The organism is Noviherbaspirillum sp. (assembly GCF_036563305.1).
GTDB lineage: Bacteria > Pseudomonadota > Gammaproteobacteria > Burkholderiales > Burkholderiaceae_D > Noviherbaspirillum.
Genome location: NZ_DATCMQ010000008.1, coordinates 221,162 through 243,506, shown reverse-complemented (window position 1 = coordinate 243,506; position 22,345 = coordinate 221,162). Strand labels below are relative to the sequence as shown.

Sequence of the window (22,345 nt, the reverse complement as noted above, 5' to 3'; positions counted from 1 at the left end):
CTCAGCTTGCGCCGGCGTCCGGGGCGATCATGCGCGCGGCCACCTCCCGTGCGGCCGGTTGCAAAGTCGCGGCCAGTGCAGCGAGCCTGGGATCAGACCGCCTCACTTCGCCCGCCGGCAGTGCGTAGCCGCGAGCCGGCTGCAAGGCCGCCACCAGCTTCCTGAGCAGGGCATCGGTCGTCGCGTCGGCCGCCTCGGCTGCATGGATCCTGTCCTGGGCCGCATGACCGCGCCGTTCGAGCGCGGCCTGCAGCGCAAACAGCTGCCGCGCGGCGACCCAGAGCACTTCGTTCTCCAGCGACAGTTCGGTGACGCCGCGCGCGATGTTCGCCAGCTTGCGGCCAAGCGCGCCGAAACCCTGGCTGGCGATGCCGCCCACCGCCGCGCCGATGGTCATGCCTGCGCCAAGCGACAAGCCTGCCAGGGCGGCATCGGCGGCCAGACCGACCGCCGCGCCGATGGCGGCGCCTGCGCCCAGCTTCATGCTGGCCTCGCGCAGCACTGCCGGGTTGAACAGGTCCGCCTCCCAGCGCCCCGCGGTCCAGGGCAACAAGGTCTCGTCCACCTCGTCGCGCTGGAAGCCATAGATCGTCAGCATGTCGCTGACCGCCTTGCGGACGCGACGCAACGCGGCTTCGCGCAGGATAGCCAGCAGCCGTTGCCTGCCGCCTTCGTCGACCACGTCCTGCTTCGGCGCCTCGCGCCGCAGCGCCGCCAGGTCGACCAGCGCCTGAACGATCAGGCGGCACGCGGCGTCGCGCCTTTCGACGACCTGCTGTCGGATGTCGTCCCAGACCGCCTGCAGATCCTCCCTGCGCGACGGCAGCAGGAACACCATCGCGCGATACAGCGCCTCCTCTGCCCCGCGGGACGGCGCAACCGCGTCGAAGGAGACCGATCCATGCAGCTTGTGTTCGGGCAGCACCTGCTGCCAGTCCGCCAGTCTGGCCTGCGCCGCGGCGGTGAAATTGAGGACTGGCAGGATGGGACGCGCACAGGAGCTCAGTATGTCCATCTCGGCCCGGTACTTGGGCAGCACCGCTTCGCGCGAATCGAGGACGTACAGTGCCGCGTCGACATCGAGGAGCGTGCGCAGCACCTTGGCTTCCTGCTCGAACACGCCGCTGGCTTCCGGACCCGCGAGGAAGCGCCGTACGCGGTCCGGCGGCGTCAGGTGAGCGCCGAGCCCGTGCAGGTATTCCGACAGCGCGACGGCATCCTCCAGTCCGGGCGTATCGAAGAAACGGATGGCGCCGCCGCCGTCGCCGCGCACTTCACCGGCTTCAACGTGGCGGGTGGTCCCCGGGCGGTCGGACACCTCGCCGAACGCCCCCATGCGCATCAGCGTCCTGAGCAGCGAAGTCTTGCCGGCATTGGTATGCCCGACCACCGCGATGCGAACCGGCTTATTCATCGCATCCCTCCAGCCAGGCCGAGGCGGCACCGGCATCCTCGAACGGGCGCAGGATCTCCAGCCCGCTGTCGGCGAGCCACGTCTTCCAGCGACGTACATGCGTCGCGTCGCCGCCGCGCACCGGCAGCAGGAGCAGCGACATACTGCCGCCGCAGGCGGCCGCCTGGCGCAGGAAGCGCGCGGTGCCGCGGTCCGGCGATGCGGCCTGATTGCAGACGACCAGGATGCGCGCGGGACGCAGCAGGCCCAGCCGGTCCAGGGCTTCGCGAAGCTGGTCCCCTGCGCCGGAGACGTTGACGGACAGCGCCGCCGCCTGTCCGAGTCCCGGCGGCGGCCAGTCGGCGTCGGGAGGCAGTTCGAAGCCGACCAGCGCCTGCGACCGCTCGTCCCCGGCGGCGGTTACAGGCATCGCTGCCACGGCCGGACCGGTCGTGCGGTCCGGATCGACCACCACCGTCCGCCCCATTTCGTCGATGCGCGCCAGCAGCGTGCGGTAATACGGGTCGGCGGTATCGAGCCGAAGACGCGCGCGTCGGTGCGCGACGACCATCGCGGAAACCGCCGCCAGCAACAGGCGCGGCAGCAAGCCATAGGTGAAGACGCATCCCATCAGCCACCAGGCGAGCGCGCGTTGGGCGCCGGCGCCCCCGCCCGCGAGATCGGCCGTGCCGGGCGTGGGAAAGCCCAGCATGCGCGGCAGCTGCCCGCTGGTGTCGATAAAGCCGATGAAGAACTGGCTGCTCTGGATGGTGGTCTCCCAGGTCAGGCGGTATTCGCGGAACGAGAACATGAACCACAGTCCGGCCAGCGCCAGTACGAAGGCGGCGCTCCACACGGTATGGCTGACCAGGCCGAACACCCAGGGCAGCATCCTGGCGCGCCCCAGCATCGACCAAACTGCCGCAAGCAGTTGCGGCTGCCGGGCGCCATGCCGTCCGCCGCGACGGGCGGCAAGCCGCAGCAGCAGGTTGCCGAAGGAAAGACGGGCGGTCGCGGGAGCGAATGCCGCACCCGGCATCGCGCCGGACAGCAGGCCGAGCAACCATAGCGCGAGGGTCAGGAAGTGCATGCCGAGCGCGCCGGTGAAGGCAAGCATCGCATTGATGGTCCTGCCGTCGCCCAGCAATCCCTGGACGAGGCCGACACCGACAAGGAAGACCAGCCCTGCCAGAAGAGCCCAGGCGACGGCTGCGCGGGCGCGCATCGACTGCAACTGCTGCTGCAGCCCGAGGCGCCGGCCCAGTATGGCGGCGCGCGCCAGCAAGCGGTGTTCGCGGTCGCCGCCGGCCGCCGCTGCATGCCGGTTGGCTTCCGTATCGTCGAACGGCGCCTCCGCCTCGATGAGCCGGACGGTTTCTGCAACGAGCAATGCCTCTAGCCGGTGGGTGTCGTTCACGTGTACGGGCAGAATCCGGTCCGGGTCGGGACTGGGAATTGACGGTCGGACCATTATAACTTTTTGTCATGACAGCCCCCGGCCCTTCGCATGCCGTTCCCGCTGCAGCCGATAAAAAAGCCCGCGGCCTTTCGGCGGCGGGCTTGCTGCGGCAAGCGCCGGCTCTTCAGTCGACGCGCGCCAGGTTCAGGTTCAGCTGCGAACGGACGGTGTCTTCGCTCGACGGCTTGGGATTGTTGCGGGCCAGTTCGATGCGGTCGAGGTAGTCCCGCGAGATGTCGTTGGTGATGTAGCAGCCGTCGAAGCAGGACGCCTCGAAGTTCTTGAGCTGCGGGTTGACGTCCGAGATCGAGCGCTTGAGCGCGTCGATATCCTGGTACACCAGCGCGTCGGCGGTGATCTCGCGGCACACTTCCTCTTCGCTGCGGCCGTGGGCGATCAGCTCGTTCCGGCTCGGCATGTCGATGCCGTAGACGTTCGGATACATGACCGGGGGCGCAGCCGACGCAAAGATGACGCGGCGGGCGCCGGAGTCCCGCGCCATCTGCACGATCTCGCGGCTGGTGGTGCCGCGCACGATCGAGTCGTCGACCAGCAGCACGCTCTTGCCCTTGAACTCGCTGCCGATGGCGTTGAGCTTCTGGCGCACCGATTTGCGGCGCAGCGCCTGCCCGGGCATGATGAAGGTGCGGCCGATGTAGCGGTTCTTGATGAAACCCTCGCGGTATTGCAGGTTCAGCTTGAGCGCGAGCTCCATGGCGGCCGGGCGCGATGAGTCGGGGATCGGCATCACCACGTCGATGTCGCCTGCCGACATTTCGCGGCGGACCTTCTCCGCCAGGTATTCGCCCATTTTCAGGCGGGATGCATAGACCGACGCGCCGTCGATGACGGAATCAGGCCGGGCAAGGTAGACGAACTCGAACGCGCAGGGCGTGAGCGTGGGATTGTCCGCGCATTGCTGGTTGTACAGCCGGCCGTCGAGGTCGATGAAGATCGCCTCCCCGGGCAGCACGTCGCGCAGGAAGCGGAAGCCGAGGCCCTCGAGGGCCACGGACTCGCTGGCCACGACGTATTCGGTGCCCTGATCGGTCTCGTTGAAGCCGATGCATAGCGGACGGATGCCGAACGGGTCGCGAAAGGCCAGCAGGCCGTGACCGGCGATCTGCGCCACGACCGCATAGGAACCGCGGACGCGCTTGTGCAGCACGGATACCGCCTTGAACAGCGCCGACGGATCGAGCGAGTAGCCGGTCGTCGCCTGCTGGATCTCGTGCGCGAGCACGTTCAGCAGGACTTCGGAGTCGGAATCGGTGTTGATGTGGCGGCGGTCGTTCTTGAACATCTCGATCTTGAGCTGTTCCCAGTTCGTCAGGTTGCCGTTATGCGCAAGGATGATGCCGAACGGCGCATTGACGTAGAACGGCTGCGCCTCTTCCGCACTGTCGGAGCCGGCGGTCGGATAGCGGACCTGGCCGATGCCCGCATTGCCGGGCAGCGAACGCATGTTGCGGGTGCGGAAGACGTCGCGCACTAGGCCGTTCGCCTTGTACATCGAGAATGTATTGCCGTGACTGGTCGCGATGCCGGCGGCATCCTGGCCACGATGCTGGAGCAGCAGCAGCGCATCGTAGATCAGCTGGTTGACCGGACCGTGGGAAACAACGCCTACAATGCCACACATGGTGGACTCCTCAACAGAACAAATTTAAAACTGCACGTGCCTGGCAAAATCGCCGGGCAGGAACGGCTTGACGGTGCGCGCCGCGGTTACTGCCAGCGGGCTGAACAGGGCTTCCTTCCAGAACGGCTGCTGCGGCAGCGCCGTCATCCCGCACACCATCACGACCGCCAGTACCAGTACCATCCCGCGGCCGAGGCCGAAAAGGCCGCCGAGCCCGCGGTCCGCCAGCGTCAGCCCGCTGGCCTTGATCATCGCGTCCAGCGCCATCGTCAGCAGCAGCATCAGCAGGCGCACCCCGATGAACAGGGCAATGAAGGCAACGATCAGCCGCATCGTGCCGCCCGGGATTGCATCGGGCAGCAGAACCGCGAGCGGTTCGCCGTAGGCGTTGGCCACCATGAGAGATATGATCCAGCTCAGCAGGGACAAGATCTCTTTGACAAGGCCGCGCAGGGTACTGATGATGATCGAGCAAATCAGCACGAACAACACCAGGTAGTCGAAGATCGTCATCAGGCGGGAACCAGGGTTCCGTTCAGTCCGATGTTGACGATCCTGGCCCGTACCTTCTCCGCCTCGTCCTTGCTGGGGAAGGGACCGACCCGGATGCGGGTGCGTTCCCCGGATGCGGTGGCGACGGTCTGGGTGTACGACTTGATGCCGGCGGTCTTCAGCTTGGCTTGCAGCTCATTGACCTTGTCCTTGGTCGCAAGTGCCGCCACCTGGATTACATATTTCGTCGAATCTTTTTTTTCCGCCTTCGGATCGGGCTTGCCTTCAAGCAACGCCTTCGCCCGGGCGTCCTCCTGCGAGGCTTCCGCTGGCTTCGGCTCCGGCTTGCGCTCGGCTTTCGCCACCGCGGGGGCGGCGGCAGGCTTCTCGGACTCCTTCTTCGGCTCGGGCCGCCCAGCGGCCGCTTCGGGTCTGGCCGAAGCAGTCGGCGCCGCCTTCGGAGGCGCGGAAGCGGGTTCCATCACCTCTTCCCGTTCGTCGAGGCCGGCGCTCACGTCGGGCGACTTGCCGTCGCCTGCGACCGGCGCGGCCGGCGCGGGAGCGGCGGGCGTCGCGGGCTTGTCCTTGGAGGGGATCTGGATGACGATGTCGTCCCCGAGCGGACGGGGTTCGGTGTCGAGGATCATCGGCAATCCGATCACCGCGGCCAGTACCAGTGCGACAGCGCCGATCAGCCGCCGCCGCGCGCGCTTCTTCTCGGGCAGGACCGGATCCGCGGCCTCCTCCTTGCCGCGGCTGCGGCCGCCGCTGCGCCGGCTGCGCGCGGCCTTCGAGTCTTCCTCGGCGCGGGAATAGAACGTGCTGTCGTCCGTATCGGATTCCTGCTTGTTTTTACGGAAAAACGAGAACAAGCTCATGCGAAAAAAGTACTGTCGAGGTGGATCGGTCGCTGCCGTGATCAAAAAAACATCGGTTCACGCGCTACGCCTGGCACGCATGCCTTCCATGACGCCGGCAACGGTCAGGAAGGATCCGAAAACCGCAATTCTATCATTCTCCCCCGCCCGGCTTCTTGCATATGCGAATGCTTCCTGCGGGGTCGGGAACACCTGCACCGAGCGTTCCGCACCCGCGGTCGCATCGGCTGTGACGCCCGCGGCGGCGAGCGCCGCGCGCAGCGATTCCGCGCTCGCGGCGCGCGGCAACGGAAGGTCGGTCAGGCACCAGTGATCGACCCTGTCCTTGAGCTGCGCGATGACCCCGGCCACATCCTTGTCCTGCATCGCGCCGAACACGGCCCAGGTATAGGGATGGAAGCCCATGTTGTCGAGGTTTTGGGCCAGTGTGGCGGCGGCGTGCGGATTGTGGGCGACATCGAGAATCACGCTTGGCCGGCCCGGCAGCACCTGGAAGCGACCCGGGAGTTCGACCATCACCAGCCCGTTGCGCACTTCCTGCGCGCCGACCGGCAGCCGGCTGCGCAGCGCCTCGAGCGCGGCCAGCGCGGCCGACGCATTGAGGAGCTGGTTGGCGCCGCGCAGGCTGGGGTAGCCCAGCGAATTGCGGCGCTGCCCGCGCCCGCCGTAATTCCATTGCTGCTTGTCGCCCGAATAGTTGAAATCCTTGCCGAACAACCAGAGGTCGGCACCGATGGCATTGGCATGGGCTATCAGGGACTGGGGCGGGACCGGGTCGCCGCAGATTGCGGCCCTGCCCGGCCGGTAGATGCCCGCCTTCTCGAAGCCGATCTTCTCGCGGGTGTCGCCGAGATATTCGATATGGTCGATGTCGACGCTGGTGACGATCGCCACATCGGCATCAATCACATTGACGGCATCCAGGCGGCCACCGAGACCGACCTCGAGGATCACCGCATCCAGCCCCGCCTGTCCGAACAGCCGCAGGATGGCAAGCGTCGTGAATTCGAAATAGGTCAGGGATACGTCCCCGCGTGCCGCCTCGACCGCGGCGAACTGCTCGACCAGCGCCGCGTCGCTGGCAGCGTCGCCATTGATGCGGGCGCGCTCATTGAAATCGATCAGGTGCGGCGAGGTGTACAAGCCCACACGGTAGCCTGCCTGGAGCAGGATGGATTCGAGCATGGCGCAGGTCGAACCCTTGCCGTTGGTGCCGCCCACGGTGATCACGGGGCAGTCGAAGGCGATGCCCAGCCGGTCTTTCACCGTGGCGACGCGCTCCAGGCCGAGGTCGATCGCCTTCGGGTGCATGGTTTCGAGCAGCACGAGCCAGTCGTGCAGCGTGGCGGGAAGGGTTTGCATCGAAAGCATCCTCTCATTCAGAAAGCAAAAAGCCCGGACACACGCAGTCCGGGCTTGCGGAACGGGCGTCGCGGCGACGGTCAGGACACGACTTCGGCCGCCTGGTTCTGCAGCAGCGCCAGCAGGCGGGCGATCTCCTCGCGCATCTTGCGGCGGTCGACGATCATGTCGATCGCGCCCTTCTGCAGCAGGAATTCCGCCCGCTGGAACCCTTCCGGCAACTTCTCGCGCACCGTGTTCTCGATCACGCGCGGCCCGGCAAACCCGATCAGCGCCTTCGGCTCGGCGATCACCACGTCACCCATGAAGGCAAACGACGCGGAGACGCCGCCCATGGTCGGGTCGGTGAGCACCGAGATGAAGGGCAACTTCTTTTCCGCCAGCTTGGTCAGCATCGAGGTCGTCTTCGCCATCTGCATCAGCGACAGCAGGCCTTCCTGCATGCGGGCGCCGCCGGTCGCCGTGATGCAGATGAACGGCACCTTCTGCTCCAGCGCCGCCTGGGCGCCGCGCGCGAAGCGCTCGCCGACCACGGAGCCCATTGAGCCGCCCATGAATTCGAATTCGAAGCAGGCGACCACCACCGGCACGGTCATGATCGCGCCGCCCATCACGACCATGGCATCGGTCTCGCCGGTGCCTTCCATCGCATCCTTGAGGCGGTCCGGATACTTCTTGCTGTCCTTGAACTTCAGCGTATCGACCGGCAGCACCTCCTGGCCGATCTCGTAGCGACCGCCCGCGTCGAGCAGCCCGTCCAGGCGCTCACGGGCGCGAATACGCATGTGATGGTCGCATTTCGGGCAGACGTGAAGGTTGCTCTCCAGGTCGGTCCGGTACAGCACTGCTTCGCAGGACGGGCATTTGACCCACAGCCCCTCGGGCACCGAACGGCGGTTCGTCGACGAACGCTGTATGCGCGGGGGTAGCAGTTTCTCAAGCCAGCTCATGAAGTCCTCTTGTCGATTTTCGGGTTGCGGCATTGTACCGTCCGCATTGCTCCGCGCCAATAACGCCTTTTAGCGGCGGCCGGCGCGCGCAGCTCACTTGTCCAGCGCCGCACGGATGCCGGAAATGAAATCCTGCACGGCTTGCACGGCGCGTTCCCGCGGCGTGTTCTCGAGCTCCTGGATGATGCGGCTGCCGATGACGACCGCGTCCGAGACCGAGGCGATTGCCCGCGCCGTTTCGCCGTCGCGTACGCCGAAGCCCACGCCCACCGGCACCTTCACATGCTTCCTGATTTCCGGAATCTTGCTGCCGACCGCCTCCAGGTCGAGGTGGCCTGAACCGGTCACGCCCTTCAGCGATACGTAGTACACATAGCCGCTGGCAATCCTGCCGACCTGGGCAATGCGCTCTTCGGTCGAGGTCGGCGCCAGCAGGAAGATGAGATCCATCGACTTCCCGGCCAGCAGGCCCGCGAACTCCTCGCATTCTTCCGGCGGATAGTCGACCACCAGCACGCCGTCGACGCCGGCCTGTGCGGCGGCGTCCACGAAGGTGGCAGCGCCCATCCTTTCGATCGGATTGGCATAGCCCATCAGGACTACCGGGGTCGCCTGGTTGCTCTGGCGGAATTCGCGGACGAACTGCAGCACCTGCTTCAGTCCGACGCCGTTCGCGAGCGCGCGCTCCGAAGCACGCTGGATGACCGGACCGTCAGCCATTGGATCGGAAAAAGGGACGCCCAGTTCGATGATGTCGGCGCCGCCCGCGACCAGAGCATGCATCAGCGGCACGGTGAGTTCAGGGGCGGGATCGCCGGCGGTGATGAAAGGAATCAGGCCCTTGCGGCTTTCCGCGGCCAGCGACGACAGTGTGGTTTGGATTCGGGACATGGTTTCGGCTCGGCTCGTTATCGGCTGACCGGGATGACGGGCCGGCGCCGCATGCAACGGCGCCGGCAGTCTTTTCGGGCAACGCTTGTTATCGCTACATCTGGAAGTGGACGGATCAGAACGGCTTTTTCATGCGTTCCGCCACGGTATGCATGTCCTTGTCGCCGCGCCCGGACAGGTTGGCCAGGACGATCTTGTCCGTGGGCAGCGTCGCGGCAAGCTTTGCGGCGTGGGCAAGCGCATGGCTGGATTCCAGCGCGGGGATGATCCCCTCGATGCGGCAGCAATTGTGAAACGCCTCGATCGCCTCGTCATCCGTCACCGACACATAGCTGGCGCGGCCGGAGTCCTTCAGGTACGCGTGTTCCGGTCCCACCCCGGGGTAGTCGAGGCCGGCGGACACCGAATGGGTCTCGATGATCTGGCCGTTCTCGTCCTGCAGCAGGTAGGTGCGGTTGCCGTGCAGGACCCCGGGCGAACCGGCGATCAGCGAAGCCGAATGGCGTCCCGTGTCCAGCCCGTCGCCGGCGGCTTCCACGCCGACCAGGTGGACCTGCTGCTGGTCGATATAAGGGTAGAAGATGCCCATCGCATTGGAGCCGCCGCCGATGCAGGCGACCACATAATCCGGCTGGCGCCCCGTCATCTCGGGCATCTGCACCAGGCACTCCTTGCCGATCACCGACTGGAAATCGCGCACCATCATCGGATACGGGTGCGGACCCGCCACCGTGCCGATGATGTAGAAGGTGTTTTCGACATTGGTGACCCAGTCGCGCATCGCCTCGTTCAGCGCATCCTTCAGTGTCTTCGAGCCGGATTCCACCGGCACCACTTTCGCGCCGAGCAGCTCCATCCGGTAGACATTCTGCACCTGCCGCTTGACGTCCTCGCTGCCCATGTAGACCACGCATTCCAGGCCGAAGCGCGCGCAGATCGTGGCAGTGGCGACGCCGTGCTGGCCGGCGCCGGTTTCGGCAATCACGCGTGGCTTGCCCATGCGCTTGGCAAGCAGGGCCTGGCCGATCACGTTGTTGATCTTGTGGGCGCCGGTATGGTTGAGGTCCTCGCGCTTGAAGTAGATCTGGGCGCCACCCATCATCTCGGACCAGCGCTTTGCGTGGTAGATCGGGCTCGGGCGGCCGACGAAATGCTTGAGCTCGTTCTCGAACTCGGCGAGGAATTCCGGGTCGCGCTGGTAGCGCGCGTAGCCCTCTTTCAACTGGTCCAGGGCGTGGGTCAGCGTCTCGGAGACGAAGCTGCCGCCGTACGGGCCGAAATGGCCGCGCGAGTCGGGCAGGTGATACTGGGCGGATTGGTAGATGGCGCTCTGGCCGAGCGGCTGGCGCTCGGCGGCATGCTCCAGCGGATGCAGTTCTTTCATGGATGTGGCTCTCTGTCTATTCGCTCTGCGAGGCGTCTGCATGGCGCACCGCCTCGATGAATTCCCGGATGAGTAAGGGATCCTTGATGCCCTTGGCGCGTTCCACGCCACTGCTGACATCGACCCCATAGGGACGTACGCGATGCACCGCCTCAATGGCGTTGCGTGCGTTCAAGCCACCACTCAAAACGACCCGAGGCGCGAGCTCTTTTGGAATGAGAGACCAATCGAAAACCTTTCCACCACCGCCATAGCCGTCGACGAAGGCGTCGAGCAACAGGCCGGAAAAATGCCGGCCGGCGGCACGGTACGTGCGTTCGTATTCTAGCAAATCAACCGGCCCCATATCGCGTCCGACCCGCAGCGCCCGCATGAAAGGCAGGTTGACCGCCGCGGCAATGGCCTGGCAATCGGCGACGCTTTCATCACCGTGGAATTGCAGCAGGCCGACCGGCACCTGGCGTACGACGGCGTCGACGTCGGCCCGGGAGGCATTGACGAAGAGGCCGGTGACGGTCACGTACGGCGGCAGCCCGGCCACAAGCGAGGCGGCTGCGGCGGCGTCGATGTGCCGCGGGCTGCCTGGATAGAAAACGAGGCCGATGGCATCGGCGCCAGCCTCCACCGCTGTCCGCACGTCTTCCGGTGCGCGCAGGCCGCAGATCTTGATTCGGGTTCTTGATGTCATTTGCATGTGGTGCTTCAGATCAATCGGGCTGTCGGCTTACCTTCCCTGCAACCAGGGAACGCTGGCCCGCTCTTCCTGCGGCAGCGCCCATTTGCCTGCATAGCCGATGCTGCCGAGATACAGGCCGTCCGGCATGAAGGTGGGCGCTGCCCGGCTGCGGTCGCGCCCCTCCAGGATTGTCCGTATCCATTCCGGCTCCTGGTTGCCGTTGCCGACCACGACCAGCGACCCAACGATGTTGCGTACCATGTGATGCAGGAAAGCGCTTGCCGTCAGGGTGATGATCAGCATGTCGCCCTCGCGCACCAGCCGGATCGATTGCATCTGCTTGACCGGCGACCGGGCCTGGCATTCGGCGGCGCGGAACGCGGAGAAATCGTGCGTGCCAATCAGAAAGGCAGCGCCGGCCCGCATCCGTTCGATATCGAGCGACCGGAACACCCATCCGGCTTTCCCGCTCAGCAGCGGCGAGCGTACCGGGTGATTGTAGAGGAGATAGTGATAGGTGCGTGACGTCGCGCTGAATCGCGCGTGAAACCCGTCGTCGCCCCCCGCCACCTCGGCCGCCCAGCGCACGGCAATCGAGGGCGGCAGGAAGGCATTCACGCCACGCACCCATGAAAACGTTTCCCGATCCAGGCTGGTGTCGAAATGCACCACTTGTTCCAGCGCATGCACGCCGGCGTCGGTCCGACCGGCGCAGGTGGTGGCAATCCTCGTCAGTGCGAAACGTTCCAGCGCAGCTTCCAGGGTGTCCTGCACCGTGCCGCCGCCGGGCTGCGTCTGCCAGCCGTGCCAGGGCAGTCCATCGTACTGGACTCCAAGGGCAATCCTTCTCAATTCAGCTCCAGTTCATTTCCGTATCTGCGGGATCCGCAGCGCCTCTGCTACCCCTCCGCCATGCATGCGCCGCTTTGCAAAAGGCAGGCCGGAGATCGCCAAAGCGGCTTCCGCTGCCCTGGGCTGTGCCGTCGCGGGGCGGCGGCCGCAGCGCTCCGCGATGGTCGCTGCGACCCCCAAGAACTATCCTCCCCAGTCCAGCCCGTCCATTCCTGCATCTGCGGTTGCAGGTCGGACGCGACAACCTCTGTCATACGCGCACTGCCCTGCCTTGCAAGCCGGATGCCGGCCCCACCCGTCGCAGCTAGCTCGCCGCATGCACCGCGGCGAATCCCGCCACGCAAAGAAAAAACGGGCGCAGGCATGGCGCCGCGCCCGTCGTTTGATGGCTGAAAAATCAGGCGAGCTCTAGCAGCAGGGACTTTGCCCGTTCGCTTTGCTCGGGCGTGCCGCCCTTCAGCACTTCGTCCAGAAGTTCACGCGCGCCTTCCTTGTCGCCGATCTCCTGGTAGGCGATCGCCAGGTCCAGCTTGGTCGCCATCTCCGCGACGGCGGAAGCCGACACGCTGCCGCTGAATTCGTCCAGGCCGAAATCGGCGCTGCCGCCGGCCGGGCTCAACTCCAGGCTGATGCCGGACAGGTCGAAATCCATCGGATTGCTTGCGGCCGGTTCAAGCTTGGCATCGGCGGCCGGTGTCTCGGGCAGCCCCGGAATGTCAATCTCCAGCGGCGTCACATCGGCAAGCTGCGTTCCCACATCGGCTACCGGTGCGACCGGCGGCAGATCAAAGGATGCATCATCCTTCAGCGAGAACGACAGGTCCTGGATCTCGGGAATCGTCACATCCTCGATCTGCGCCGGCGCTTGCGCCGAGGTCGGCAGTTCGGGAATATCGAAATCCAGATTGCCCGGGTTGAGCACTTCCGGCTGAACGGACGCCGTTGCCGGCGCCGGCTCACTGGCGACCTTCGGCAGCACAGGATCATCGAGGAAGTCGAAATCGATGGAGGCGATTTCTGCCGGCGGTTCTGCCGGCATCGGCCGCGGAATCGTGTTCGGTACCGCCATGTCCGGCAGGTTCATCCCTTCCAGGTCGAAATCGAGATCGTTCGACGAAGCCTTCGCCTCAGGCGCAGCAGCCGGAACGGGGTCAAGCTCAGGGAGCTTGGACTCGAACTGCATCGGCTGTTCGCCGTCGCCTGCGGCCAGGGAGGTGTTACTGAAATACGACGAATCCGTCTCCAGCGTATTATCCGCGTCGAGTCCGCCGGTGTCGGTCTGGGTCTCGGCCAGCAGCGTCGCCAGTCCCTGCTCGTCCAGCGGCTGGGTTGGTACGGCGAGCACGGTCGATGCTTCTCCACCTGCAGGCGCCGTCTTCGCGTTCCCGTACAGCGGATTGCCCGGATCGATCGCGGCACCCATGGCAGCTGCCTGGGCCCACTCGTCGCCCTCGCCCTTGGTCATGCCGTAGAGCTCGGTGGCGAGCACCTCGAATGCACGCAGGTCCTTGCGGTTCGAATAGATCTCGAGCAGCTTGACCCGCACGGCATGTCGCTCCGGCTGCGTGCGCAGTGCCTCCTTCAGGATCTCCTCCGCCTGCGCGTCGCGGCCATAAGCGATGTAGACGTCGGCTTCGGCGACCGGATCAACCTCGTTGGTGTCGAGCTGGCTGGCCGACGGCGAGAAGCTCGAATTGAAGACGCTGTTGTTGGTATCGACGTTCTGTCCGCCGGTGGAGCCGAACAGCGAGTTGGCCTTGAGGCTGGAATCGGTGATGAGGCTGTCCTCGAACTGCTTGCTCTGCTTCTGGCGCCGGGCGCGGTAGATACCCGCGCCGCCGAGCGCAACCAGGAGCGCGCCGAGGCCGGGAAGGAGCAGCGGGTTCTCGAGCAGGCTGTCCACGAAACTCGGTTCCACGGCCGGCACGGGCGCCGCGGCGGCCTCGGACTTCGGCGCCGCAGGCTTGGCGGCGGCGACGGCGGCAGCCGCCGGAGCAGCATTGTCGGCAGCGGGCTTGTCCGATCCGGCGGTATCCGCCGGCTTCTCGGCGACCGGCGGTTCTGCGGCCGGCGCTTCCGTGGCCGGCTTCCCGGCGGCAGGCGTCCCGGCAGGCGCGTCGTTCGCGGCTGCGGCCACCGGGGCGGACGGTGCGGCCGAAGCAGCAGGTGCGGCAGCCGGCGCACTTGCTGCAGCGGCTGCGGCCGGTGCAGCGGCATTGGCGGCGTCGGCCTGCTTTTGCTGGTCGGCGAGGTTCTTGTTCTTGATCTCCAGCAGTTTCTGGAGATCGCTCACGTTACGCTCGAGCTCCTTGACGCGGGCAGTGGCTTCCGCCAGCGCCTTGTCCCTGGCGATCAGGTCTTCGGAGCTGGCGGCGCCGGCAGCCGCAGCGTTCGACAGCTTGAGCTTGTCCTTTGCTTCGGAGGCCGGTGTGGCGCGCTCCTCCACGCTTGCCGTGATCTTGCCGCCCGCACCCTGGCGGGCGCCGGCAGTCTGTTGTGCCGTCGATTCGGCAACCTGGCCGGCGAGCTTGCTGCGATAGTTGTTGAAGTCCGCGGACTGCGCGACGACGACGCGGCGCGCTTCATCGGCACTGACGCTCCTGGCGGCGTCGGCATCCGGTACCGACAAAATCTGGCCCGCGCGCAGCCGGTTCATATTTTGTCCGGCAAAGGCATCGGGGTTGTTGCGATACAACGCTACCAGCATCTGGTCGAGCGAGACGCCACTTGGCCTGACCTGGCTTGCGATACGCGCCAGCGTGTCGCCGTTGCGAACCTGATATTGCTCGGCGCCGCCGGCCGGCGCGGCAGGCGTCTGGCGTTCCGCTCGCGGCGCAGGTGCGGCTTCACTGCGGCGCGCGGTCGGCGCAGCGGGTGCAGTAGATGCAGCGGGTGCAGGCCGGGATGCGGCAGCGGCATTCTGCTGCGTCCGTGCCGGTACCGGAACGGGCGCAACTTGCGCGGACTGGGTGCCACGCAGGTCGGCCGGATCGAGCAGGAAAGTGTACTCTCGCACCAGGCGACCATGCGGACCGGACAGTTCAAGCAGCATGTCGACGAATGGCTCGTTCAGCGGCTGCGTCGAACTGACGCGGATGAACTGCCGGTCGCCGCGCTGCTCGACGGCGAACTGCAGCGTGCCGAGGACGTTGCTGTAGTCGATGTTCGCTTGACGGAAGGCCTCCGGTGAAGCCAGCTTCGCCACCAGGTTGCCGGCTTCGTCCTTGGATACCGAGGTCAGCTCGATCTCGGCGCGCAGCGGTTGCCCGAGCGGGGAGAGAACAGTGAGTCTGCCAAGGCCAGCGGCATACGCATTGGAGAAGACCAGCGCCGAAACGACGGCCGCGCTGATCGTCTTCAGGCTGAACGAGCCGCGCGCCGGGCGTTTGTCTGGATGCAGATTGGAGGGCATAGAGGGCATTCCGTGTGCGTGTCTGGGATAGGCAGAAGTACCGCGCAATTTAACATTGATCGAGGAACTTTCACCATATCATCATGGACTTAGGGGCGCAAGTGTAACCAAGTTAGCAACATGGACAAAAGCCACACTGATGTGCTACGGATTCTGAACAAAGCGTCAACGCCGCACATTGACGACGTGACAAGGGCCTGCTGCACGATCTGACGTTCCGTCTGCAGCAGGCCCTGCGGGCTTCCTTCCGGGTGCTTACTTCTCGAGCACGATACGCAGCATCCGGCGCAGCGGTTCGGCCGCGCCCCACAGCAACTGGTCGCCGACGGTGAATGCGGACAGGTACTCGCCGCCCATCTGCATCTTGCGCAGGCGACCGACCGGGATCGTGAGGCTGCCGGTGACGGCCGCCGGCGTCAGGTCCTTCATCGATGCCTCGCGGTTGTTCGGCACCACCTTTGCCCATTGGTTGGTCTCGGCGATGATGCCTTCGATCTCATCCAGCGGCACGTCCTTGCGCAGCTTGATGGTCAGCGCCTGGGAATGGCAACGCATCGCGCCAATGCGCACGCACAGGCCGTCGACGGGCACAGCTGCCTTTGCAGCAGCGCCGAACGACTCGCCGCGACCGAGGATCTTGTTGGTCTCGGCGCCAGCCTTCCACTCTTCGCGCGAGACGCCGTTGCCGAGATCCTTGTCGATCCAAGGAATCAGGTTGCCGCCAAGCGGCACGCCGAACTGGCGGGTCTCGTCGGCGCTCATTCCGTGCTGCTTTGCCAGTACCTTACGATCGATCTCCAGGATGGCGGATGCCGGGTCGTCGAGCAGCGCTTTGACTTCGGCATTGATCGATCCGAACTGCGTCAGGAGCTCGCGCATGTGCTGCGCGCCGCCGCCCGATGCAGCCTGGTAGGTCATCGACGTCATCCACTCGACCAGGTCCTGCTGGAACAGGCCGCCGAGACCCATCAGCATGCAGGACACGGTGCAGTTGCCGCCGATGTAGTTCTTCACGCCGCGCGACAGCGCATTCTTGATCACGTCGAGGTTCACGGGGTCGAGAACGATGATCGCGTCGTCCTTCATCCGCAGCGTGGACGCGGCATCGATCCAGTAGCCGTTCCATCCCGCCGCGCGAAGCTGCGGGAAGATCTCGGTGGTGTAGTCGCCGCCCTGGCAGGTGATGATGATCTCGCACTTCTTGAGCTCATCGATGTTGTTGGCGTCCTTGAGCGTGGTCTCGTTCTTCGCCATTGCCGGCGCCTTGCCGCCAGCATTGGAAGTCGAGAAGAACACCGGCTCGATATGGGCGAAATCGCCCTCTTCCTGCATGCGCTGCATCAGGACCGAGCCCACCATCCCGCGCCATCCCACCAGACCAACTAACTTCACGATAATCTCCCTCGATTTCAATTCAAAAAACAGTTCAGGCCAGCGCCTTCACGACCGCGTCGCCCATCTCCTTCGTGCCGACCTTCGTGGTGCCTTCCTCGAAGATGTCCGGCGTACGCAGCCCTTGCGCCAGCACTCGCTTGACGGCGGCCTCGATCCGGTCGGCCTGTTCCGCGCGGTTCAGCGAGAAGCGCAGCATCATGGCAGCCGACAGGATGGTGGCCAGCGGATTGGCCACGCCCTTGCCGGCAATGTCGGGCGCGGAACCATGGGACGGCTCGTACAGGCCCTTGTTGCTGGCGTCGAGCGAAGCGGAAGGCAGCATGCCGATGGAACCGGTCAGCATCGCCGCGGCGTCCGAGAGGATGTCGCCGAACATATTGCCGGTGACGATCACGTCGAACTTCTTCGGCGCGCGCACGAGCTGCATCGCCGCATTGTCGACGTACATGTGGTCGAGTGCGACGTCCGGGTATTCCCTGTGCACGTCGGTCACGATGTCCTTCCAGAACTGGAAGGTTTCCAGGACATTGGCCTTGTCCACGCTGGTGAGGCGTCCGCCGCGCTTGCGCGCGGCCTGGAATGCAACATGGGCAATGCGCCTGATCTCGGTCTCGGCATAGCGCATGGTGTCGAAACCTTCGCGCTCGCCCTTGAAGGCCCCGTCGGGCGCCGTGCGAACTCCGCGCGGCTGCCCGAAATAAATGTCACCGGTCAGTTCGCGAATGATCAGGATATCGAGGCCGGAAACGACTTCGGCTTTGAGCGTGGAGGCGCCGGCCAGTTCCGGGTACAGAATCGCGGGACGCAGGTTGGCGAACAGGTTCAGGTTCTTGCGCAGGCCCAGGATCGCCTGCTCCGGCCGCAGCGCGCGCTCCAGTGTGTCGTACTTCCAGTCGCCGACCGAGCCGAACAGGACCGCGTCGGCTTCCTTTGCCAGCTTCAGCGTGCCCTCGGGCAGCGGATGGCCATGCGCCTCGTAGCCGGCGCCGCCGACCGGGGCGCTCTCCATCTCGAACTTCTCGTCCAGCGCATTGAGAACGCGAACGGCCTGTTCGATGATCTCGGGCCCGATGCCGTCGCCTGGCAGGATTGCAATCTTCATGTCTACTTGTCAGCGGTTAGATCGTATTGGCCAGCCATGGCTGGGCGGCGAGATGCCGTTCTTCGAATGCACGGATCTTGTCTGCCTGGCGCAGCGTCAGTCCGATGTCGTCCAGGCCATTCAGCAGGCAGTACTTGCGGAAGGCGTCGACTTCAAAGGGGAAGCGCGCGCTGCCGTCCGACGTGGACACCGTCTGCGAGGCCAGGTCGATCACCAGGCGGAAGCCGGGGAACGCCTTGACCTGGTTGAACAGCTGGTCCACTTCGCTCTCCGACAGCACGATGGGCAGCAGGCCGTTCTTGAAACAGTTGTTGAAGAAGATGTCGGCGAAGCTGGGAGCGATGATCGCCCGGAATCCGTATTGCTCCAGTGCCCAGGGTGCATGCTCCCGCGACGAGCCGCAGCCGAAGTTCTTGCGGGTGAGCAGGATGGAGGCGCCCTGATAGCGCGGCTGGTTCAGCACGAAGTCGGGGTTCAGCGGTCGGCCGCTGTTGTCCATGCCGGGTTCGCCGTGATCGAGGTAGCGCCATTCGTCGAACAGGTTCGGGCCGAAACCGGAGCGCTTGATCGACTTCAGGAACTGCTTCGGAATGATTGCATCGGTATCGACATTGGCGCGATCCAGCGGCGCCACGAGGCCATCGTGTAGGGTGAATTTATCCATATCCTGATCTTCCGCGCCGTTGTGCGCAACGGCGCAATGATTTACTTCCTGGCCGCGTTCTCGACCGCTTCGCCCACCTTCTGCACATCCCTGCCGACGCCCTGCACTGTATTGCAGGCGGCGAGCACGAAGACAGACAGCATCAGCACACACATTTTCTTCATTTTTTTTCTCCCTTGGCCGGCGATCAGCGCAGTGCGCGCACATCCACGAAATGGCCGTTGATGCCGGCGGCGGCGGCCATGGCCGGCGACACAAGGTGCGTGCGGCCGCCCTGTCCCTGCCGTCCCTCGAAGTTGCGGTTCGATGTGGAAGCGCAGCGCTCGCCCGGCTCCAGCCGGTCGGCGTTCATCGCGAGGCACATCGAGCAGCCCGGCTCGCGCCATTCGAAGCCAGCTTCCCTGAAAATCCTGTCCAGGCCCTCGCGCTCGGCCTGCTCCTTGACCAGGCCGGAGCCGGGGACCACCATCGCCAGCTTGACGTTGGAGGCGCGGTATTTGCCGCGCACCACGGCTGCGGCCGCCCTCAGGTCCTCGATGCGGGAATTGGTGCAGGAGCCAATGAATACCTTGTCGATCCGGATGTCGGCCATCGCCGTGTTCGGCGCGAGTCCCATGTAGACCAGGGCCTTTTCCATCGCATCGCGCTTGACCGCGTCCTTTTCCCGATCCGGGTCCGGAACGCGATCGTCGATCGGGACGACCATTTCGGGCGACGTGCCCCAGGTCACCTGCGGCTTGATCTCCGCCGCGTTCAGGGTGACGACCATGTCGAAGCGTGCGCCGGGGTCAGAGTGCAGCGTACGCCAGTACTCGACGGCGCGATCCCAGTGCGGTCCGACCGGGGCGAACGGCCTGCCCTTCACGTAATTGATCGTGGTCTCGTCCACCGCCACCATGCCGGCGCGCGCGCCCGCCTCGATGGCCATGTTGCAAACGGTCATGCGTCCTTCCATCGACAGCGACCGGATCGCGGAACCAGCGAACTCGATCGCGTAACCGGTGCCGCCCGCAGTGCCGATCCTGCCGATCACGGCCAGCACGATATCCTTTGCGCTGACGCCGAACGGCAGCACGCCGTCGACCTGTACCAGCATGGACTTGGACTTCTTCGCAAGCAGCGTCTGCGTGGCCAGCACATGCTCGACCTCCGAGGTGCCGATGCCGTGCGCAAGGCAGCCGAAGGCGCCGTGCGTGGACGTATGGGAGTCGCCGCACACCACGGTCATGCCCGGCAGGGTCGCACCCTGTTCCGGTCCGATCACATGAACGATGCCCTGGCGCTTGTCGCGCATGCTGAAATAGGTAAGGCCGTATTCCTTGGTGTTGGCGTCCAGCGTCTCGACCTGCAGGCGCGAGACCGGGTCGGCAATACCACCGGCACGATCGGTGGTGGGGACGTTGTGGTCCGCCACGGCGAGATTGGCCGATACGCGCCAAGGCCGCCGTCCCGCCAGCTTCAGGCCTTCGAATGCCTGCGGGCTTGTGACTTCGTGCACCAGGTGGCGGTCGATGTACAGGATGGCGGTGCCATCCTCTTCCGTGTGGACGACATGCGACTCCCAGAGTTTGTCGTAGAGCGTTTGGGCCATGTTGCAGGGGCGCGGAACGGCGCGAAACAGTGAAAACAGCCTTCGATTATGCCATAGTTGTGCGGCGCAAAACCAAGCCGCGCGGACCGCGTCCCCGAATGAAAAACGCCCGCGGCGATGCCTGCGGGCGTCTTGTCACTTACTTAACGACGCGGGCGTCAGCGACTGCCGCGCGCCTGTTGATAGAGCGGCATCACGCGCTGCGAGTAGGCGGTGAGATCGCTGAGGCGGTCCGACTGGGTGGGATGGGTGGACAGGAACTTGATCGGCTCGCCGCCGCCCAGCTGTCCCATCTTCTGCCAGAGCGTCACGGCTGCCTGCGGGTTGTAGCCGGCGCGGGCGGCGAGCTCGATGCCCACCCGGTCGGCTTCGGTTTCGTGACGACGGGAGTTCGGCAGGCCGACCAGCCCCATGTACGCGAACTCGGCGCCCTTCTGCCCGATGTCGCCCAGCCCGAGCAAGGCGGCGCCGACCGAGAGTGCGCCGCTCGCCACCATCTGCTCCGAAGCGCGCTCGCGGGCGTGCTCCCGCAGCGCATGGGCGATTTCATGGCCCATCACGGCTGCCAGTTCGTCGTCGGTCGCGTTCAGTTTCTCGATGAGGCCGGTATAGACCGCAATTTTTCCGCCAGGCATGCACCATGCATTGACTTCCGGTGCGGTCAGGACATTGACCTCCCACGGCCAGTTGCGGGCGTCGGGCCTGAAATGCACGGTCTGCGGCACGATCCGGTTGGCGATCGCCCGGACCCGCTGGACATAGGCAGGATTGGTGTTCAACGTCCCCTTCTGCTTTTCCTTGGCGATGAGGGCACTGTACTGTTCGGTCGCCGCCTGCTCCAGCGCGCCGGCCGCCACCGCCATGCGCTGCTGGCGGTCGACGCCAACCACCCCGCTCTGCGTGGTCTGCACGGTCTCGCATGCTGCAAGGCAGGCCAGGGCCGCTGCGCAGGCCAGCCGTTTCAGGAACACCGACTCGACGATCGCCTTCATTGTCTCTCCTCATGTTGATGTGAGTGCCACCGATAAGAGAACCCGGCCGCAGCCGCCCCGGCCAGCGCAAAGGCGGCCGCCGCCAGATAGACTGCTTCCCCGCCGTATTTATCCCAGAACACGCTCATCAGCAGCCCACCGAGAGTGCCGCCGAGACCGTAGGAAATACTGGTGAACAATGCCTGGCCGCGCGCCTGCAGCGGGCCGGCGAACCAGCGCTGCAGCGTGACGATCGAAGCCGAATGGTGGGCACCGAAACTGGCTGCGTTCAGCACCTGCGCCAGCACCAGCAGCGCCAGCGACCCGGCGCCGCAACCGATCAGCAGGAAGCGCAGCGCCGCAAGCAGCAGGCTGGCCATCATCAGCCTCTCGACACCGAAACGCCGAAAAATTGGTGCCTGGTAGAAAAAAAACAGGATCTCTGCCGCCACGCCGAGCGACCACATCAAGCCTATCACCGTGTTGCTGTAGCCGATTTGCGCCAGATACAGGGAATAGAAAACGTACAGGGACGCGTGCGCGGCAATCATCAGGAAGGTGGAAACGAAGAAAGCGATCACCTCCTTGCGCCGCATCAGGGCCGCCACGGAAGGCGCGCCCGGCGCGGAATGCAGCGCGACATGCTCCTGCATCCGCAGGCTCGACAGCAGCACCAGCCCCAGAAGGGCGAGCGCCACCCACGGCATCATCCGTATCCCGTAGCGGTCGAGGAACGGCCCCGCCAACAGCACCGCGAGGATGAAGCCGACCGAGCCCCACAGGCGGAGGCGACCGTAGTGCGTGAGGTCGCCGCGCATCTCGGACAGCATCAGGGCTTCCGACAACGGCGCCTGAGCGCTCGTGAACAGGTTGACGACCACCATGACCACGAAGAACTGGATAAAGCTCTGCCCGAAGAACATGCCGCCGAAGGAAGCCATCGCCGCGACCGCGGTCAGGCGCAGCACGGCGACGCGTTGCTGCTTGCGGTCCGCCGCCCATCCCCATAAGGCGGGTCCGAAGATGCGCATGACCTGCATCAGCGACATGAGCACGCCGATCTCGGCGGCGCTCATGCCCTTGTCGGCAAAGTACAGGCTGGCATAGGGGGAAAAGATGCCGATGTAGCCGTAGTAGGCGAAGAAGAACAGCGCAAAGCTGTACCACTGCTTTGGCCAGGCGAAAGGCTGCAAGAGTCGGTCCGGGACAGGCAAGGTAAATGTCGTGGCCG

19 protein-coding genes are annotated in these 22,345 nt (G+C 65.3%); all 19 read right to left on the bottom strand.

Translation table 11 applies throughout. The features are described 5' to 3' along the window. Window position 1 precedes the first annotated feature (1 nt). Window positions 2–1,414 (bottom strand): GTPase/DUF3482 domain-containing protein, encoded by a 1,413-nt coding sequence (locus VIM12_RS06800; RefSeq protein WP_331940860.1) that lies wholly within the window; start codon window positions 1,412–1,414, stop codon window positions 2–4. Further along, window positions 1,407–2,810, bottom strand: coding sequence for a DUF2868 domain-containing protein (locus VIM12_RS06795; RefSeq protein WP_331940859.1), 1,404 nt, complete (start codon window positions 2,808–2,810; stop codon window positions 1,407–1,409). Before VIM12_RS06795 ends, VIM12_RS06800 begins: the two co-directional genes overlap by 8 nt. Before the next feature lie 166 nt (window positions 2,811–2,976). After that, window positions 2,977–4,494 (bottom strand): amidophosphoribosyltransferase, encoded by a 1,518-nt coding sequence (purF, locus tag VIM12_RS06790; RefSeq protein WP_331940858.1) that lies wholly within the window; start codon window positions 4,492–4,494, stop codon window positions 2,977–2,979. A 24-nt stretch (window positions 4,495–4,518) separates the two neighbouring features. Beyond that, a complete protein-coding gene (locus VIM12_RS06785) occupies window positions 4,519–5,007 on the bottom strand; it encodes a CvpA family protein (RefSeq protein WP_331940857.1) in 489 nt (162 codons plus the stop codon). Then, on the bottom strand, window positions 5,007–5,864 hold the full coding sequence (locus VIM12_RS06780; RefSeq protein ID WP_331940856.1) for an SPOR domain-containing protein: 858 nt from the start codon (window positions 5,862–5,864) through the stop codon (window positions 5,007–5,009). Before VIM12_RS06780 ends, VIM12_RS06785 begins: the two co-directional genes overlap by 1 nt. Before the next feature lie 57 nt (window positions 5,865–5,921). Beyond that, entirely contained in the window at window positions 5,922–7,226 is a 1,305-nt protein-coding gene (gene folC / locus VIM12_RS06775) for a bifunctional tetrahydrofolate synthase/dihydrofolate synthase (protein WP_331940855.1), read from the bottom strand. Window positions 7,227–7,306: 80 nt separating this feature from the next. Beyond that, on the bottom strand, window positions 7,307–8,176 hold the full coding sequence (gene accD / locus VIM12_RS06770) for an acetyl-CoA carboxylase, carboxyltransferase subunit beta (RefSeq protein ID WP_331940854.1): 870 nt from the start codon (window positions 8,174–8,176) through the stop codon (window positions 7,307–7,309). Window positions 8,177–8,269: 93 nt separating this feature from the next. Then, on the bottom strand, window positions 8,270–9,067 hold the full coding sequence (gene trpA / locus VIM12_RS06765; RefSeq protein WP_331940853.1) for a tryptophan synthase subunit alpha: 798 nt from the start codon (window positions 9,065–9,067) through the stop codon (window positions 8,270–8,272). 115 nt (window positions 9,068–9,182) lie between these two features. Next, window positions 9,183–10,451: a tryptophan synthase subunit beta gene (gene trpB / locus VIM12_RS06760; protein WP_331940852.1), complete on the bottom strand. Its 1,269-nt coding sequence runs from the start codon at window positions 10,449–10,451 to the stop codon at window positions 9,183–9,185. Window positions 10,452–10,467: 16 nt separating this feature from the next. Then, complete coding sequence (locus tag VIM12_RS06755) at window positions 10,468–11,139, bottom strand: phosphoribosylanthranilate isomerase (RefSeq protein WP_331940939.1); 672 nt, start codon at window positions 11,137–11,139, stop codon at window positions 10,468–10,470. A gap of 36 nt (window positions 11,140–11,175) precedes the next feature. Continuing rightward, the gene (gene truA / locus VIM12_RS06750; protein WP_331940851.1) at window positions 11,176–11,979 is read right to left on the bottom strand and encodes a tRNA pseudouridine(38-40) synthase TruA; all 804 of its coding nucleotides are present in this window, start codon (window positions 11,977–11,979) and stop codon (window positions 11,176–11,178) included. A gap of 397 nt (window positions 11,980–12,376) precedes the next feature. Then, window positions 12,377–15,391: a FimV/HubP family polar landmark protein gene (locus VIM12_RS06745; RefSeq protein ID WP_331940850.1), complete on the bottom strand. Its 3,015-nt coding sequence runs from the start codon at window positions 15,389–15,391 to the stop codon at window positions 12,377–12,379. 255 nt (window positions 15,392–15,646) lie between these two features. Continuing rightward, complete coding sequence (asd, locus tag VIM12_RS06740) at window positions 15,647–16,783, bottom strand: aspartate-semialdehyde dehydrogenase (RefSeq protein WP_331940849.1); 1,137 nt, start codon at window positions 16,781–16,783, stop codon at window positions 15,647–15,649. Between the two features lie 34 nt (window positions 16,784–16,817). Then, complete coding sequence (gene leuB / locus VIM12_RS06735; RefSeq protein ID WP_331940848.1) at window positions 16,818–17,888, bottom strand: 3-isopropylmalate dehydrogenase; 1,071 nt, start codon at window positions 17,886–17,888, stop codon at window positions 16,818–16,820. 16 nt (window positions 17,889–17,904) lie between these two features. Then, window positions 17,905–18,552 (bottom strand): 3-isopropylmalate dehydratase small subunit, encoded by a 648-nt coding sequence (gene leuD / locus VIM12_RS06730; RefSeq protein WP_331940847.1) that lies wholly within the window; start codon window positions 18,550–18,552, stop codon window positions 17,905–17,907. 41 nt (window positions 18,553–18,593) lie between these two features. After that, a complete protein-coding gene (locus VIM12_RS06725) occupies window positions 18,594–18,716 on the bottom strand; it encodes an entericidin A/B family lipoprotein (protein WP_331940846.1) in 123 nt (40 codons plus the stop codon). A gap of 23 nt (window positions 18,717–18,739) precedes the next feature. Continuing rightward, window positions 18,740–20,143: a 3-isopropylmalate dehydratase large subunit gene (gene leuC / locus VIM12_RS06720; RefSeq protein WP_331940845.1), complete on the bottom strand. Its 1,404-nt coding sequence runs from the start codon at window positions 20,141–20,143 to the stop codon at window positions 18,740–18,742. Window positions 20,144–20,301: 158 nt separating this feature from the next. Beyond that, on the bottom strand, window positions 20,302–21,135 hold the full coding sequence (locus VIM12_RS06715) for a M48 family metallopeptidase (protein WP_331940844.1): 834 nt from the start codon (window positions 21,133–21,135) through the stop codon (window positions 20,302–20,304). Beyond that, entirely contained in the window at window positions 21,132–22,307 is a 1,176-nt protein-coding gene (locus tag VIM12_RS06710) for an MFS transporter (RefSeq protein ID WP_331940843.1), read from the bottom strand. The genes VIM12_RS06715 and VIM12_RS06710 overlap by 4 nt, the downstream gene beginning before the upstream one ends. Window positions 22,308–22,345: the final 38 nt, after the last annotated feature.

Excerpts from the sequence above, each read along its gene's own strand:
- VIM12_RS06800 (WP_331940860.1), bottom strand. The coding sequence starts at position 1,414 with ATGAATAAGCCGGTTCGCATCGCGGTGGTCGGGCATACCAATGCCGGC.
- purF (WP_331940858.1), bottom strand. The coding sequence starts at position 4,494 with ATGTGTGGCATTGTAGGCGTTGTTTCCCACGGTCCGGTCAACCAGCTG.
- VIM12_RS06785 (WP_331940857.1), bottom strand. The coding sequence starts at position 5,007 with ATGACGATCTTCGACTACCTGGTGTTGTTCGTGCTGATTTGCTCGATC.
- VIM12_RS06780 (WP_331940856.1), bottom strand. The coding sequence starts at position 5,864 with ATGAGCTTGTTCTCGTTTTTCCGTAAAAACAAGCAGGAATCCGATACG.
- folC (WP_331940855.1), bottom strand. The coding sequence starts at position 7,226 with ATGCAAACCCTTCCCGCCACGCTGCACGACTGGCTCGTGCTGCTCGAA.
- accD (WP_331940854.1), bottom strand. The coding sequence starts at position 8,176 with ATGAGCTGGCTTGAGAAACTGCTACCCCCGCGCATACAGCGTTCGTCG.
- trpA (WP_331940853.1), bottom strand. The coding sequence starts at position 9,067 with ATGTCCCGAATCCAAACCACACTGTCGTCGCTGGCCGCGGAAAGCCGC.
- trpB (WP_331940852.1), bottom strand. The coding sequence starts at position 10,451 with ATGAAAGAACTGCATCCGCTGGAGCATGCCGCCGAGCGCCAGCCGCTC.
- VIM12_RS06755 (WP_331940939.1), bottom strand. The coding sequence starts at position 11,139 with ATGACATCAAGAACCCGAATCAAGATCTGCGGCCTGCGCGCACCGGAA.
- VIM12_RS06745 (WP_331940850.1), bottom strand. The coding sequence starts at position 15,391 with ATGCCCTCCAATCTGCATCCAGACAAACGCCCGGCGCGCGGCTCGTTC.
- leuB (WP_331940848.1), bottom strand. The coding sequence starts at position 17,888 with ATGAAGATTGCAATCCTGCCAGGCGACGGCATCGGGCCCGAGATCATC.
- leuD (WP_331940847.1), bottom strand. The coding sequence starts at position 18,552 with ATGGATAAATTCACCCTACACGATGGCCTCGTGGCGCCGCTGGATCGC.
- VIM12_RS06725 (WP_331940846.1), bottom strand. The coding sequence starts at position 18,716 with ATGAAGAAAATGTGTGTGCTGATGCTGTCTGTCTTCGTGCTCGCCGCC.
- leuC (WP_331940845.1), bottom strand. The coding sequence starts at position 20,143 with ATGGCCCAAACGCTCTACGACAAACTCTGGGAGTCGCATGTCGTCCAC.
- VIM12_RS06715 (WP_331940844.1), bottom strand. The coding sequence starts at position 21,135 with ATGAAGGCGATCGTCGAGTCGGTGTTCCTGAAACGGCTGGCCTGCGCA.